15 protein-coding genes are annotated in these 15348 nt (G+C 64.7%); 11 read left to right on the forward strand and 4 right to left on the reverse strand.

The annotated features are described in order from the left end of the window. Positions 1–49: 49 nt before the first annotated feature. From ACFQX9_RS35775 to ACFQX9_RS35785, 3 genes are all read right to left on the reverse strand, one after another. A complete protein-coding gene (locus ACFQX9_RS35775) occupies positions 50–244 on the reverse strand; it encodes a hypothetical protein (protein ID WP_018453544.1) in 195 nt (64 codons plus the stop codon). Positions 245–281: 37 nt separating this feature from the next. Next, positions 282–458 carry a hypothetical protein gene (locus tag ACFQX9_RS35780; RefSeq protein WP_007614766.1) on the reverse strand — a complete coding sequence of 59 codons (177 nt, stop codon included), beginning with the start codon at positions 456–458 and terminating at the stop codon, positions 282–284. Between the two features lie 155 nt (positions 459–613). Continuing rightward, the gene (locus tag ACFQX9_RS35785) at positions 614–1264 is read right to left on the reverse strand and encodes a glutathione S-transferase family protein (protein WP_018453545.1); all 651 of its coding nucleotides are present in this window, start codon (positions 1262–1264) and stop codon (positions 614–616) included. Between the two features lie 635 nt (positions 1265–1899). Here ACFQX9_RS35785 and ACFQX9_RS35790 point away from each other — a divergent pair. The 8 genes from ACFQX9_RS35790 to ACFQX9_RS35825 all read left to right on the forward strand — a co-directional run bounded on the left by ACFQX9_RS35790 (position 1900) and on the right by ACFQX9_RS35825 (position 10713). Beyond that, the gene (locus ACFQX9_RS35790; protein WP_007596745.1) at positions 1900–3102 is read left to right on the forward strand and encodes a pyridoxal phosphate-dependent aminotransferase; all 1203 of its coding nucleotides are present in this window, start codon (positions 1900–1902) and stop codon (positions 3100–3102) included. Between the two features lie 160 nt (positions 3103–3262). Next, positions 3263–3742, forward strand: a complete 480-nt coding sequence (locus ACFQX9_RS35795) for a DUF992 domain-containing protein (RefSeq protein WP_085360572.1) — start codon at positions 3263–3265, stop codon at positions 3740–3742. Between the two features lie 168 nt (positions 3743–3910). Next, on the forward strand, positions 3911–5959 hold the full coding sequence (locus ACFQX9_RS35800) for an elongation factor G (RefSeq protein WP_204512355.1): 2049 nt from the start codon (positions 3911–3913) through the stop codon (positions 5957–5959). 358 nt (positions 5960–6317) lie between these two features. Next, the gene (locus tag ACFQX9_RS35805; RefSeq protein WP_007614761.1) at positions 6318–6590 is read left to right on the forward strand and encodes a helix-turn-helix domain-containing protein; all 273 of its coding nucleotides are present in this window, start codon (positions 6318–6320) and stop codon (positions 6588–6590) included. 109 nt (positions 6591–6699) lie between these two features. Beyond that, positions 6700–8454 carry a SulP family inorganic anion transporter gene (locus tag ACFQX9_RS35810; protein ID WP_018453548.1) on the forward strand — a complete coding sequence of 585 codons (1755 nt, stop codon included), beginning with the start codon at positions 6700–6702 and terminating at the stop codon, positions 8452–8454. Between the two features lie 93 nt (positions 8455–8547). Further along, positions 8548–9381, forward strand: a complete 834-nt coding sequence (locus tag ACFQX9_RS35815; RefSeq protein ID WP_018453549.1) for a shikimate dehydrogenase — start codon at positions 8548–8550, stop codon at positions 9379–9381. A gap of 66 nt (positions 9382–9447) precedes the next feature. Then, on the forward strand, positions 9448–10074 hold the full coding sequence (locus tag ACFQX9_RS35820; protein ID WP_018453550.1) for a hypothetical protein: 627 nt from the start codon (positions 9448–9450) through the stop codon (positions 10072–10074). A 15-nt stretch (positions 10075–10089) separates the two neighbouring features. Further along, a complete protein-coding gene (locus ACFQX9_RS35825; protein ID WP_377791872.1) occupies positions 10090–10713 on the forward strand; it encodes a hypothetical protein in 624 nt (207 codons plus the stop codon). 116 nt (positions 10714–10829) lie between these two features. On the opposite strand, the gene ACFQX9_RS35830 is transcribed toward ACFQX9_RS35825, so the two are convergent. Then, entirely contained in the window at positions 10830–11966 is a 1137-nt protein-coding gene (locus tag ACFQX9_RS35830; RefSeq protein WP_018453552.1) for an alpha-hydroxy acid oxidase, read from the reverse strand. A 134-nt stretch (positions 11967–12100) separates the two neighbouring features. Between ACFQX9_RS35830 and ACFQX9_RS35835 the strand changes: the two genes are divergently transcribed. The 3 genes from ACFQX9_RS35835 (at position 12101) to ACFQX9_RS35845 (ending at position 15334) form a co-directional block, all read left to right on the forward strand. Continuing rightward, on the forward strand, positions 12101–12268 hold the full coding sequence (locus ACFQX9_RS35835; protein WP_368507079.1) for a hypothetical protein: 168 nt from the start codon (positions 12101–12103) through the stop codon (positions 12266–12268). A 220-nt stretch (positions 12269–12488) separates the two neighbouring features. Continuing rightward, positions 12489–13832, forward strand: a complete 1344-nt coding sequence (gene glmM / locus ACFQX9_RS35840) for a phosphoglucosamine mutase (RefSeq protein WP_085348797.1) — start codon at positions 12489–12491, stop codon at positions 13830–13832. Positions 13833–14083: 251 nt separating this feature from the next. After that, complete coding sequence (locus ACFQX9_RS35845) at positions 14084–15334, forward strand: MFS transporter (RefSeq protein ID WP_377791873.1); 1251 nt, start codon at positions 14084–14086, stop codon at positions 15332–15334. Positions 15335–15348 lie beyond the last annotated feature (14 nt).

A 15348-nucleotide genomic window follows, 5' to 3' on the forward strand; every position in this document is an offset into this window, starting at 1 on the left:
GGTGTGCTTAAGGTGCGCTTTGGGTCTCGCGCAAAGCTTTCGGATGATTTTAGACCAAGTGCGCGTGCTTGAGACGTTGTTGCAGCGCGGGCGCATTCAGCTTCGATGTCCCCTGGCCCTTGCGCGTGCCGACGAAGATCAACAGCGATGCCGCGACCAGGATGGCCGCGGTCAGGGTGATTGCAACGATGACCACAGGTGATTTCATCGACGTCCTGTCGCGATGCCGGTCGGCGCGGGCCATGCGGCGCCTTGAAGGCGGGTCCAGGATGAAGCGGGAATCAGACCGGCAGACCCATCGCCATGGTCGCCTTGGTCGACAGCACCGTCAGGGTGACGATCAGGCACAGCGAGAGCGCGGCGACGGCGAGCGAGGCCGCGACCGCGTTGGTCAGCCGGGAAGACGAAACGGTAGCGGGTGGGCCCTGAAAGCCTGCCGTGCCGGACGCCCGAATCATGGTCTAAATCCTTCAACGCGCGAGCGAATCACCCGCGACATCGAACAATTTCACTGTTGCAATCGGCAATATTGCGGCGGCCAATCGAGCGAAAATGGCGAGATTGCGGCAATGGTGACCTTTGTGCCCGCTATTTGCCAGAGCGTGATCGCCCCTCAGGCACCAGCAGCGATGCTGGCGGGGTCCTCGATGTCGGCCGGCCGCCAGTCCATTGCGACGTAGCCGGGGGCCGCTTCCACGCGCTTCAGCCAGTCCCGGATCGCCGGGAAGGTCGAGAGGTCGAAGTCGCAGCGGTCGGCGAGGTGGGTATAGCCGTACAGCGCGATGTCGGCGACCGTGAGCTGGCGGGCGGCGAAATAGGCGTTGGTCCTGAGATGATTCTCCATCACCTGGAGCGCGCCATAGCCGCGCTCCATCCAGTCCTCCAGCGAATGAGTCTGGAGGTCGCGGCCGCCCCTCACCAGCGACAGCCAGAAATAGGCCGCGCCGATGTTCGGCTCCAGCGCGTGCTGCTCGAAGAACATCCATTGCAGCGCGTCGGCGCGATCGATGCGGTTCTCCGGCGCGAGCGGCGTGCCGACGGCGACGTACCAGAGAATGGCGTTGGACTCGGCGAGATAGCGGTCGTCGCCGACCTCGAGCAGCGGCACCTGGCCGGATGGGTTCTTGGCCAGGAAGTCCGGGGTGCGGCTCTCGCCGCGCAGAATGTCCACCTCGACCGCTTCGTAAGGCAAGTTCAGCAGCGCCAGCGCAAGGCGGACCTTGTAGCTGTTGCCCGAGCGCTGCATCGAATAGAGCTTGTACATTCTGGGGATGATTCCGGACGACGGGAGGGCGCGGCGCTTGTTGCCCCGCAACGCGGCTAAACAATGATGCCGATGCGAATCCGCCGCAAGACCCGGCCAATAGAAAAACTCGAAAACCCTACCGCATTGCAATGCGGCGGAAGATCATTTCCGTGCGACCATCCAACTCAGTTCACGCTTGCGTCAACGCGCAAGTGCGTTGCTCGACGCGATCGTGTGCGAGCACCGCGGTCGCGTTTTGGGCACTGAAGCTTCCGCATCGTCATGGCCCGGCTTGTCCCGGCCATCTACGCGCTGCACACGGCACGAAGAACGTGGATGCCCCGGGCCTTCGCCTCGCCGAAGCGGCTTCGGCCGCGCAGGCGAGACAGGCCCGGGCATGACGACGTTCTCGTTTCATAGCCCGCGAAGGCCGCAAAATTGCTCCGAGGACACGCGTTGTCGGATATGAGGGGTTTGCGCGGCAAAGTTACGGAATATTGCGGGAAATCGCGGCTCGAAACGCCAGACACGTAAACTTTTGCGGGATCGGACCGAAGTTTCTTGCGGTGCAACGGCACTCGTTTTAGGGTGGTTCATTCCCACAATCGGAGTCGTGAAGCCAAAGGGTTCACGACGCTTGTCAGGAGATGACGATGTCCTTCCTTGCCGCTGCGCTCGACCGTGTGAAGCCGTCCGCGACCATCGCGGTCACGGATAAAGCACGTGCGCTGAAAGCGGCGGGCCGCAACGTCATCGGTCTCGGCGCCGGCGAGCCCGACTTCGACACGCCCGCGAACATCAAGCTGGCCGCGATCCACGCCATCGAAGCCGGTAAGACCAAGTACACCGCGGTCGACGGCATTCCCGAGTTGAAGGAAGCCATTATCGCCAAGTTTCAGCGCGAGAACGGCGTCGTCTACAAGGCGAACCAGATCATCGTCGGCACCGGCGGCAAGCAGGTGCTCTACAACGCGCTGATGGCAACCATCAATCCGGGCGACGAGGTGATCATCCCCGCGCCGTACTGGGTCAGCTATCCCGAGATGGTGGCGCTCGCCGGCGGCGAGCCGGTGCCGGTGGTCTGCACCGCCGCGACCGGCTTCAAGCTCCAGGCCGAGGCACTCGAGCGCGCGATCACGCCGAAGACCAAATGGGTGATCCTGTGCTCGCCGTCGAACCCGACGGGAGCTGCCTACACCAGGACCGAGCTGAAGGCGCTCACCGACGTGCTGGTCAAGCATCCGCATGTGTGGGTGATGACCGACGACATGTACGAGCACCTCGTCTATGACGACTTCCAGTTCACCACGGTCGCGCAGGTCGAGCCGAAACTCTACGATCGCACGCTCACCGTGAACGGCGTGTCGAAGGCCTATTGCATGACCGGCTGGCGCATCGGCTATGCCGGCGGTCCGGCGCAGCTGATCAAGGCGATGTCGACGATCCAGTCACAGTCGACCTCGAACCCGTCGTCGATTGCGCAATGGGCCGCGGTTGAGGCGCTGAACGGTCCGCAGGACTTCATCCCCGCCAACAACAAGGTCTTCAAGGAGCGCCGCGATCTCGTCGTCTCCATGCTGAACCAGGCCAAGGGCATCGAGTGCCCGCGGCCCGAGGGCGCCTTCTACGTCTATCCGTCCTGCGCCGGCACCATCGGCAAGACCGCGCCGTCGGGCAAGGTGATCGACAATGACGAGACGTTCGTCACCGAACTGTTGGAGACCGAAGGCGTCGCCGTGGTGCAGGGTTCAGCCTTCGGCCTCGGCCCCGCGTTCCGCATCTCCTACGCGACCAAGACCTCGGACCTCGAAGACGCCTGCAAGCGCATCCAGCGCTTCTGCGGCAATCTGCGCTGAACTCACAGACATGAAGTGACATCAAAGGGCCCGCGCAATGCGGGCCCTTTTTCTTTCAAGTCTGCACGATCTGGCGCCACCGGAACTGTTGTGGCATAGACCATCGCGCGGCGTGTGCCGCGCCTCCATGCTCGCATCACATTCATCGCCGGAGATATTCATGAGCCGTTCACTCCTCCTCGCCGGGCTTGCCGTTGCGAGCCTCGTCGCCTCCGTTGCGGGCGCCAGCGCGCAATCGCGGATGGTGCAGGTGGGCGTGCTCGAATGCCGCGGCGGCGCCAGCGTGGGCTTCATCGTGGGATCGGTGACCCATCTCGGTTGCGTGCTGCGCGTCGATGGTTTGCCGGACGACCGTTACGTTGCGACGATCCGCAAGGTCGGTCTGGATATCGGCATCACACAGGAGACGGCTTTGGCGTGGGGCGTGTTCGCGCCGGTGAACCGGCTCGGCCCGGGCGACCTCGCCGGCAACTACGCCGGTGCGCAGGGCAGCGCCTCGGTCGGTGTCGGCCTCGGCGGCAACGTGCTGGTCGGCGGCTCCAACAATTCGATCGCGCTCCAGCCGCTCAGCGTGCAGGGCCAGGTCGGCCTCAACGTCGCCGCCGGCCTCGAGAGCCTGGAACTCCGCCCGGGACGTTGAGACTCGGCGCCAGCCGAAGCGCTCCTCCTCAACCTCTCTCCGGGAGAGGAGGAAATACCGACGACGCACCGCAGCGATTTTTGATGCTTGCCAAATCTCGGGGACGGGCAGAGCATCAGCGTTTGCCGACCCAATCATGGGCCGAGCTCCACACCAAGGAGGCGGCGAATGGGACAAGACGTCAGAAGTCCCCGAGGTCCACGGTGCATCGCGCTGGTGGGCCCTTTCCAAAGCGGTAAAACCACACTTCTCGAAGCCATCCTGGCGCGAACGGGCGCAATCCCGCGCGCCGGCAGCGTCGATGCCGGAACCTCCGTCGGCGACGCCACGCCAGAGGCCCGTCATCACAAGATGACCGTCGGGCTGACTGCCGTCACCACGAGTTTCATGGGCGACAGCTACACCTTCCTCGATTGTCCCGGTTCCGTCGAATTTGCCCACGACATGCGCGCCGCGCTGCCCGCGGTCGATGCCGCAATCGTGGTCTGCGAAGCCGACGAGAAGAAGCTGCCGCAGCTTCAGATCATCCTGCGCGAGCTGGAGGAGCTGAAGATCCCGCGTTTTCTGTTCCTCAACAAGATCGACCGCGCCAACAAGCGCATCCGCGAGACGCTCGAGATGCTCCAGCCCGCCTCGCGCGTACCGCTGGTGCTGCGCCAGATCCCGATCTGGAAGGACGAGTTGATCGAGGGCTTCGTCGATCTCGCGCTGGAGCGTGCGTTCATTTACCGCGAGCACAAGGCCTCCGAAGTGGTCGCGCTCCAAGGCGGCGATCTCGATCGCGAGAAGGAGGCCCGCTTTTCGATGCTGGAGAAGCTCGCCGATCACGACGATGCGCTGATGGAGCAGCTGCTCGAGGACATCCAGCCGCCGCGCGATGCCGTGTTCGACGATCTCGCCCGCGAATTGCGCGACGGGCTGATCTGCCCCGTGCTGCTGGGCGCCGCCGCACGCGAAAACGGCGTGCTGCGTTTGATGAAAGCGTTGCGCCACGAGGCGCCCGGTATCGCGGAAACGGCAAAACGTCTCGGCGTTCCCGAAACGAGGGACGCCCTCGGCTTCGTCTTCAAGACGTTGCATTCGCAGCACGGCGGCAAGCTGTCGCTGACGCGCATGCTCGCTGGCCATCTCGACGACGGTGCCACGCTGCAAGCCTCCTCCGGAGGGGCCAGCCGCATCTCCGGCATCCTCGCCGTCACCGGGGCCTACGACACCAAGCGTACCGCGGCGGAAGCCGGCGATACGGTGGCGCTCGCCAAGCTCGACCCGATCAAGACCGGCGACACGGTCTCGAGCGGCAAGATCCAGCCGGCAGCGCTCACCGCCGTAGAACCCACTCCGCCGGTGCTCGCGATCTCGGTTGCGGCCACCGACCGCAAGGACGACGTCAAGCTCGGCCAGGCGCTGATGCGGCTGCACGAGGAGGACCCCTCGCTCGTCTTCGTGATGAACGCGCAGACCCACGACACCGTGCTGTGGGGTCAGGGCGAGATGCACTTGCGCGTCGCGAGCGAGCGGCTGCGCGATCGTTTCGGCGTCAAGGTCGCTTCGCATCCCCCCGCGATCGGCTATCAGGAAACCATCCGCAAGCCGATCGTCCAGCGCGGCCGCCACAAGAAACAGTCTGGCGGGCATGGCCAGTTCGGCGATGTCGTGCTCGACATCAGGCCGCTGCCGCGCGGCGAGGGCTTCAAGTTCGCCGAGAAGGTGGTCGGCGGCGCGGTGCCGCGCAACTACATCGGCGCGGTGGAAGAGGGGGTCATCGACGGGCTCGCCCGCGGCCCGCTCGGTTTCCCGGTCACCGATTTGCAGGTGACGCTGACCGACGGCTCCTATCATAGCGTGGATTCCTCCGACCTCGCCTTCCGCACGGCGGCGCGGGTCGGGCTCACCGAGGGCCTGCCGCAATGCCAGTCGGTGCTGCTGGAGCCGATCCATGTGGTCGAGATCGTCTGCCCGACCGACGCCACCGCCAAGATCAACGCGATCCTGTCGGCGCGGCGCGGCCAGATCCTCGGCTTTGACACCCGCGACGGCTGGAGCGGATGGGACTGCGTCCGCGCCATGATGCCGGAAGCCGAGATCGGCGAGTTGATTGTCGAACTGCGGTCGGCCACGGCAGGCGCCGGCAGCTTCACCCGCCAGTTCGACCACATGGCCGAAGTCACGGGGCGCGCCGCCGACCAGATCATCGCAGCGCATCAGCACGCGGCGTGATCGGTCTGCCGAAGTAAGGGACGCATCACTGTCTCACTCCCTCTCGCCGTTCTTACGGGGAGAGGGGTGAGGTGACGGGCTTCACAATGGGCGTGGCGAAGGTTGGACTCACGCTGCTCCTCCCAACCGTCATTGTGAGCGCAGCGACTTGTCCGCCGAAGCTTTAGCGAAGGCGGAAGCAATCCAGTCTTTCCGCGGAGGAATTCTGGATTGCTTCGTCGCTTCGCTCCTCGCAATGACGGTGGAGACGGATGGCTCGCATGGCGAGCTTCCCCTTGCGTTCGGTCGTTTATGATGTATTTTTCATCATTGTGCATGCTCCAGACATCATTTATAATCTTTCATAGGTGAGGCCAAGGTGATCACGTCGTTCCAGATGCGGGCAGCGCGTGCGCTGCTCGGCATTGACCAGAGGGCCTTGGCGGAGCTCGCAGGCGTTTCGCTGCCGACCATTCAGCGGATGGAGGCGAGCACCGGCAATGTCCGCGGCGTGGTCGAGACCTTGATGAAAGTGGTCGAAGCCTTTGATCGCGCCGGCGTCGAGCTGATCGGCGAACAGGCGCGCAGCGAAGGCGGCGGACGTGGCGTTCGGCTCAAGGAGCCGGGGCCGCCGCGTCGGGTGGGAGCATGATCCCGCAATGATCATGCTCGGGAGCAGTCTTAACTAACGCACCGTCGCGCCCCGATACGCGGCCGCACGATGCATCGGAGCGTTGTGGGCAGCGGAGCATTTTGCTGAAATGAGCATCACAGGCGAACACGCAGGCAAGCTGCACCAGCCTCGTCGGCCGACCTTTACCGAACTCTATCTGCCAAAGCTCGTCACCGTATGGCGCGAGGGCTATGGCTTATCGGATTTCCGTGCCGATGTGTTCGCGGGCCTCACGGTCGCGATCGTCGCGCTGCCGTTGTCGATGGCGATCGCGATCGCCTCGGGCGTGACGCCGGACCGCGGACTCTACACCGCTGTTGTCGGCGGCTTCATTGCGTCACTGCTCGGCGGCAGCCGATTCCAGATCGGCGGTCCGGCCGGCGCCTTCATTGTGCTGGTTGCGGCGACCGCCGACCGTCACGGGGTTGACGGCGTGGTCCTGGCCACGCTGATGGCGGGCCTGTTCCTGATCGCTGCGGGCTTCCTGCGGATCGGCACCTATATCAAGTTCATTCCATATCCTGTGACGGTTGGCTTCACGGCCGGCATCGCCGTCATCATCTTCGCCAGCCAGCTGCGCGATCTCGGCGGGATCACGCTCCTCGCGAAGGAGCCCAGCGAATTCGTCCCGAAACTCGTCGCGCTTGCCGGGGGCCTGCACACCGTCAATCCGTCGGCCGTCGCGGTTGCGATCGTCAGCATTGCCATCATCGCCGGCCTGCGACGCTGGCTGCCGTCCTGGCCCGGTATCCTGATCGCGGTCGTGCTCGCGGCGGTCGCATGTGCCGTGCTGTCGCTGCCGGTCGAGACCGTCGGATCGCGCTTCGGCGGCATTCCGCGGGAACTGCCCTCGCCAGCCTTGCCTGCATTCTCGCTCGCGAAGGCGACCGCCGTGCTGCCCGATGCGATCTCCTTCGCACTGCTCGCCGCCATCGAATCGCTGCTGTCGGCGGTGGTGGCCGACGGCATGACCGGACGCCGTCACCGCTCCAATTGCGAGCTGGTGGCGCAAGGTGCCGCCAATGTCGGCGCGGCGGTGTTCGGCGGCATCTGTGTCACGGGGCTGATCGCGCGCACGGCGACCAACATCCGCGCCGGCGCGCGGGGGCCGCTCGCGGGCATGCTGCATTCGGTTTTCCTGCTGCTGTTCATGCTGATCGCAGCGCCGCTCGCGAGCTACATCCCGCTGGCCGCGCTCGCCGCCGTGCTCGTCGTGGTGGCCTGGACCATGGCGGAGAAGCACGAATTCGCGACGCTCCTTCGCTCGTCATGGGGCGATGCCGTCGTGCTGCTCGCAACCTTCCTGCTCACCATCTTCCGCGATCTGACCGAGGGCATTCTGGTTGGCTTCGCGCTTGGCGCGGTCCTGTTCATCCATCGCATGGCGGAAATGACGGGCATCGAGGAACGATCGCCACTGGTGGCCGCCGATCGTCCCGATGACGATAATGGCGGGCGCGTGCCTTACGACCCCGCACTCGCGGTCGATCGCGACGTGCTGGTCTATCGCATCACCGGCGCGTTCTTCTTCGGCGCGGCCTCGGCGATCGGCAGTGTGCTCGACGGCATCGCCGACAAGCGCAAGGGTTTTGTGGTCGATTTCGCCGACGTGCCGTTCCTGGATTCGACCGCGGCCAACGTGCTCGGCCGCGTCGCCGCCAAGGCCCACCGCCAGGGCATCCGGCTGTTCATCACAGGGGCGTCGCCTGCGGTCCGCCGTGCGCTGCTCACCCATGGCGTCACGCCGCCACGCGCGCGCTATCGCGAGACCATCGCGCGTGCGGTCGCCGACATCAAGGGCGGCGCGGCGCTGCCCGCGGGTGGTGAGGCGGGCACGACCTGACGTCGAGCCTCTCCCGAGACGCCCCGCGCGCTTGACAGCGCCTGCGGGACACGAAATGGATCGCCTCCGAAACGACCCTAGGGGAGGACGACCGTGACCAAGGCTCCCGCAGCCTGTCTGATCGGATGGCCGGCCGCGCATTCGCGCTCGCCGCTGATCCATCGATACTGGCTGCGCACGCTCGGGATCGAGGGCGGCTATGTCATCGAGGCGGTTCCACCCGATAATTTGCGTGACTTCGTCCTGCGGCTGTCGTTGCGCGGGTTCGTCGGCGCCAACGTCACCATCCCGCACAAGGAAGGCGTGCTCGAGCTGTCGACGCCCGATGCCCGCGCGCGCGCGGTCGGTGCGGCCAACACGCTGTGGTTTGCGGACGGCGAGCTGCGCTCGACCAACACTGACGTCGAGGGCTTTATCGGCAATCTCGATGCCAGCGCGCCCGGCTGGGACGCAGCCGAAGAGGCGCTGGTGCTCGGCGCCGGCGGCTCCTCGCGCGCCATCGTGTTCGGGTTGCTTGAACGCGGCATCAAGCGCCTCCATCTCGCCAATCGCACCGTCGGCCGGGCCGAGATGCTTGCAAGGCAGTTCGGGCCGAAGGTGCATCCTGTTGCGTGGGACGGCATCGACCACATTCTGCCGCGTGCAAAACTTCTCGTGAACACAACCTCGCTCGGCATGCACGGCCAGCCTTCACTCGACCTTGAAGTGGCGCGCCTGCCGGATGGCGCCGTGATCGCCGATCTCGTCTATGTCCCGCTGGTGACGCCGCTGCTGGCGGCCGCACAGGCGCGCGGACTGAAGACCGCCGACGGGCTCGGCATGCTGCTGCATCAGGCGGTCCGCGGCTTCGAGCTGTGGTTCGGCCAGCGGCCGCAGGTCACGGCCGAGCTGCGTGCGCTGGTCGAGGCCGATCTCACAAAGACTTGAGAGAATAGCGCGTAATCTCCGGAGTTCTATGTCCGTAGGGACAATAGGGCGCAATCGGAGACCATCATGTCTGTTCAACGTGCAACTTTCACACGTCCGCTCATCGCCGTCGCGATGGTGGCCGTCTCGACCCTCTCGGCCCTTGCGCAAAGGGCGCCGGTGCCGACGCGCGTGCGAGGCACGATCGAAAGCGTCAATGGCGACACGATGCAGGTCAAGGCGCGCAGCGGCGAGGATGTCAAGCTGCACATCGCCTCCGACGTGAACGTGTCGGGCATTACGAAGATTTCACTTGCCGACATCAAGCCCGGCTCCTTCGTCGGCGCCACCACCGTGCCGGGACCGGACGGCGGCGCGAACGCGGTCGAGGTGCACGTGTTTCCGGAGAGCATGCGCGGCACCGGCGAGGGCTCGCGACCCTATGACCTCAAGCCCAATTCCAGCATGACCAATGCGACCGTGTCGGAGAGCGTGGTCGGCAATGACGGTCATACGCTGCTGGTCAAGTACAAGGACGGCGAGAAGAAGGTGTTCGTCGCCGACAATACGCCGGTGGTGACCTTTGTCCCCGGCGACAGATCCGATCTGAAGGCCGGCGCCAAGGTGATCGCCTTCATGAAGCAGCTGCCGGACGGCTCATTCGAAACCAACCGCGTCAGCGTCGGCCGCGACGGCCTGACGCCGCCGATGTAAATGGAGAATAACAACATGTCGAAGAGAACCTGGATATCACGCCTCGGCGTGGCCGCGTTCGCCGCCTGCATCGTCACGTCATCCGCCCTGGCGCAGCAGACGCCGACGGTGCGCATCCGCGGCATCATCGAGAGCGTCGACGGCAACACGCTCGGCATCAAGACCCGCGAAGGAACCGACGTGAAGGTGCGCATGACCGACAACGTCGCCGTCTTCGCGGTGGTGAAGACGTCGTTGTCGGAGATCAAGGACGGCTCCTATATCGGCGTCACCGGCCTGCCCGAACCCGACGGCACCCAGAAGGCGATCGCGGTGCACATCTTCCCTGAAAACCAGCGCGGCGCGGCCGAGGGCTTTCGTCCCTGGGACGCGCGCGCCAACTCGACCATGACCAACGCCACCGTGGCGCAGACGGTGAAGGGCACCGACGGCCAGAACATCACGGTCAAGTACAAGGACGGCGAGAAGAAAGTCGTGGTGCCGCCGGACACGCCGATCGTCACCTTCGTCGCCAGCGACAAATCCGAGCTCAAGCCCGGCGCCAAGCTGATCATTTTCGGCGCGGTGAAGAAGGACGATGGTTCGCTTGAGGCCAACCGGGTGAATGTCGGCCGCGATGGGGTGACGCCGCCGATGTGAGGGCGAACGCTGAAATCTTAGGGTGGGCAAAGGCGCGAAGCGCCGTGCCCACCCTACGATTTGCGAATTGGTGGGCACGCTTCGCTTTGCCCGCCCTACGGCACTGCCGCTGCGGTTCACATCGCGATGATATGTTCGTCGATCTCGTCAATCCTGTTGACGCCGCACAGGCCCATGGTGGTGAGCAGCTCCTTCTGGATGATGTCGATCGCCTTGGCGACGCCGGCCTGACCGCCGGCGCCAAGGCCATAGGCGTAGGCACGGCCGATCATGCAGGACTTCGCGCCGAGCGCGAGTGCGCGCATCACGTCCTGGCCGGAGCGGATGCCGCCGTCGAACATGATCTCCATCCTGTCACCGACCGCCTCGGCGATCTCGGGCAGCACCTCGATCGATGACGGCGCGCCGTCGAGCTGACGGCCGCCATGGTTCGAGACGACGAGAGCCTGCGCGCCGGTCTTGGCGGCTTCCTCGGCGTCCTCGACGTCCAGAATGCCCTTGATGATCAGCTTGCCAGGCCAGATGCTGCGGACCCACTCGACGTCCTTCCAGTTCAACGACGTGTCGAACTGCGAGGCGGTCCATTCGGCGAGGCGATTGAGGTCCTCGGTGTTCTTCACGTGGCCGGCGATGTTGCCGAAGGTACGGCGCTTGCCCCGCAGCACGCCGGAGACCCACGCGGGCTTTGTGGCGAAATCCAGAAATTTAGACATCGTCCACTCGGGGGGGATCGTCATGCCGTTCTTGATGTCCTGGTGGCGCTGGCCGATGACCTGGAGATCGACGGTCAGCACCAGCGCGGAGCATTTCGCCGCGATCGCGCGCTGGATCAACTCCTTGATGAAGCCGCGGTCCTTCATCACATAGAGCTGGAACCAGAACGGCTTCTCGACATTGGCCGCGATGTCCTCGATCGAGCAGATCGACATCGTCGACTGCGTGAACGGGATACCGGCCGCTTGCGCGGCACGGCAGGCATGGATCTCGCCATCGCCATGCTGCATGCCGAGCAGGCCCACCGGCGCGAGGATCAGCGGCATGGTCGAGGGCTCGCCGAGGATCGTGGTCGCGGTGTCGCGTTTGGAGACGTCGACCAGAATGCGCTGGCGGAACTTGATCGCCTGCATGTCTTCGCGGTTGGCGCGCAGCGTTTCCTCGGCGTAGGAGCCGCGGTCGCAATAATCGAAGAACGCCTTCGGCACGCGGCGCTGATGCAGTGTGCGAAGATCGTCGATACAGGTGATGTGCTTCATGAACGTTTCCCGGCCCGTCTTGTCGGAAGAGTCCTGTATGGGAAGACTCTTGCATCGGAAGATCGAGGGGTCATCTAGCATGGTTGGATGCACAGCCAAATCGTTTGCAAATCCTTTGTGGAGAGGAGGGCGCCATGACCAGGCCGCACACCGGACCGACGCCGGAGGACATCAAGGAGAAGCATGATCTCGAGGAAGCGCTGGAGGAGGGTCTGGAAGAGACCTTTCCGGGCTCCGATCCCGTCAGTGTCACCCAGCCGGCGCCGAGCCGCGCCGACGGCCATGTGAAGCGCTCGGACTAGGTGCCGGTTCCGCCCTGTTCCAGTATCTTCAACGGAAATATAATGTTAACAAGACGTTATCGGGGCCGGGAGCCGCCCGGTTCCGTAATGATTCATCATATTTTTTGAAGCCAAGTTAGCCGTGATGGCTCTATAAGACCTCAGCAAATCAGGGATGCGGGTCCCGCTTGGGCACCCGCAGGTTGCGCTGGGGATCCCTGGTTGTTGCGTGGGGGACGATATGAGCCGCAAATATTTCGGGACGGACGGGATCCGGGGCCGCGCCAACGGACTGATCACGCCGGAGCTCGCGCTCAAGGTCGGCCAGGCCGCAGGCCTGGCGTTTCAGCGCGGTGACCACCGCCACAGGGTCGTGATCGGCAAGGACACCCGCCTGTCCGGCTACATGATCGAATACGCGATGGTCGCGGGCTTCACTTCGGTCGGCATGGACGTGCTGCTGGTCGGCCCGATGCCGACGCCGGCGGTCGCGATGCTGACCAAGTCGATGCGCGCCGATCTCGGCGTGATGATCTCCGCCTCGCATAATCTGTTCGAGGACAACGGCATCAAGCTGTTCGGGCCGCAGGGCTTCAAGCTCTCCGACGACGTCGAGAAGCAGATCGAGCAGCTGCTCGATGAGCCCATCGACAAGCGTCTCGCCCAGAGCGCCAGTCTCGGCCGCGCCCGCCGCATCGACGGCGTGCATGACCGCTACATCGAATTCGCCAAGCGCACGCTGCCGCGCGATCTGTCGCTCGACGGCCTGCGCGTCGTGGTCGATTGCGCCAATGGCGCCGCCTACAAGGTGGTGCCGGAAGCGCTATGGGAGCTGGGCGCCGACGTGATCCCGATCGGGGTCGAGCCCGACGGTTTCAACATCAACAAGGAATGCGGCTCCACCTCGCCGGAAGCGCTGTCGAAGAAGGTGCGCGAGATGCGCGCCGACATCGGTATCGCGCTCGACGGTGACGCCGATCGCGTCATCCTGGTCGACGAGCGCGGCCACATCGTCGACGGCGACCAGCTGCTCGCGGTGATCGCGCAGAGCTGGAAGGAAGACGGCCGGCTGTCGCGATCGGGCATCGTCGCCACCGTGATGTCGAACCTCGGGCTCGAGCGCTTCCTTAATGCGCAGGGGCTCGATCTCGTGCGCACGCCGGTCGGCGATCGCTACGTGCTCGAGCAGATGCTGAACGGCGGCTACAATCTCGGTGGCGAGCAGTCCGGCCACATCATCCTGTCCGACTACGCCACCACCGGCGACGGCTTCGTTGCCGCATTGCAGGTGCTTGCCGTCGTGCAGAAGCTGCGCCGGCCGGTGTCGGAAGTCTGCCACCGCTTCGATCCGTTGCCGCAGATCCTGAAGAACGTCCGTTATAAAGGCGGCAAGCCGCTCGACAATTCCGACGTCAAGTCGGCGATCTCCGACGGCGAGCAGCGGCTCAACGGCCACGGCCGCCTGCTGATCCGCTCCTCCGGCACCGAGCCGGTGATCCGCGTCATGGGCGAGGGCGAGGATCGCATCCTGGTCGAGGACGTCGTCGATACCATCGTCTCGGCGCTCGGGAACGCCGCGGCCTGAACTCGCAGCCATCCTTCGAGATGCCCGCTTTCGCGGGCTCCTCAGGATGAAGTTTTGTTTCCAGGCGAAGACGTAGACCCTCATGGTGAGGAGCCCGCCACAGGCGGGCGTCTCGAACCATGCAGGCCGCAGTTTGGCCGCGAAATCTGGCGAATCGCATTCCAGCCATGGGTGTTTGGCGGTGGATCGGTCGCCGCGCGCATCGTAACTAGCTTGTCGCGGCAATCTGCCGCGCCCGCCGGGATGCTCCAGTGAACAAGCCTGTCGTCGTCTCAGAGGAAACACTGACGGAGCCCGTCCTCGTCAGCGACGTCGAGCCCGGCGCCAAAGGTGCCGCGGGGCCGGCCTATGTCGTGCTGGCCGGCATCAGCTTCTCGCACTTCCTCAACGACACCATGCAGTCGCTGATCGCCTCGGTGTATCCGATCCTGAAGGACACCTATGCGCTCGACTTCGCGCAGATCGGCATGATCACGCTGGCCTTCCAGTTCACGGCCTCGCTGCTCCAGCCGGTGGTCGGCCACTACACCGACAAGAAGGCGCAGCCCTATTCGCTGTCGATCGGCATGGCCTCGACCTTCTTCGGTCTGTTGCTGCTCAGCGCCGCCCACCAATATCTCGTCATCCTCGTCGCAGCCGCTCTGGTCGGCCTCGGCTCGGCGGTGTTTCACCCGGAGTCGGCGCGCATCGCGCGGCTCGCCTCCGGCGGCCGCTACGGTTTTGCGCAATCGGTGTTCCAGCTCGGCGGCAGTTTTGGCACCTCGATGGGACCGGTGCTCGCCGCGCTCATCGTCGTGCCGTTCGGGCAGGGCAGCATCGCCTGGTTCTCCTCGATCGCCTTCCTTGCGATCCTCATCCTCTGGCGCATCGGCCGCTGGTACGAACCGCAGATCAAGGCGAAGAAGACGGCGGTGGATCAAGCCCATCCCGACGCGCCGAATTCGCGTCGCGTCATCGTTGCGCTCCTCGTGCTGGTCGCGCTGCTGTTCTCGAAGCAGCTCTACGTCTCGAGCCTGTCGAGCTACTACATCTTCTATCTGATCGACCGCTTCGGCGTGTCGACGCAAGCCGCGCAGATGTATCTCTTCATTTTCCTCGCAGCGAACGCGGTCGGCGCTTTTCTCGGTGGTCCCCTGGGCGATCGCTTCGGCCGCAAGATCGTGATCTGGATCTCGATCCTGGGGGCGCTGCCGTTCACGCTGGCGCTGCCCTATGCCGGGCTCTATGCGAGCGCGGTGCTGTCCGTGATCATCGGCCTGATCATCTCCTCGACCACGTCGTCGATCATCGTGTTCGCGCAGGAGCTGGTCCCGCATCGCTTCGGCATGATCTCCGGCGTGTTCTTCGGTGTCGCCTTCGGCATCGGCGGCCTGGGCGCCGCCTTGCTCGGCAAGCTCGCGGACCACACCTCGATCGCGTTCGTCTACCAGGTTTGCGCCTATCTGCCGGCGATCGGCCTGCTTGCGGTGTTGCTGCCCAAGCTGCCGCGGCACGCGCGTTAACATATCCTGACTTG

This window comes from Bradyrhizobium sp. GCM10028915 (genome assembly GCF_042666195.1).
In the GTDB taxonomy this organism is placed as follows: Bacteria; Pseudomonadota; Alphaproteobacteria; order Rhizobiales; family Xanthobacteraceae; genus Bradyrhizobium; species Bradyrhizobium canariense_D.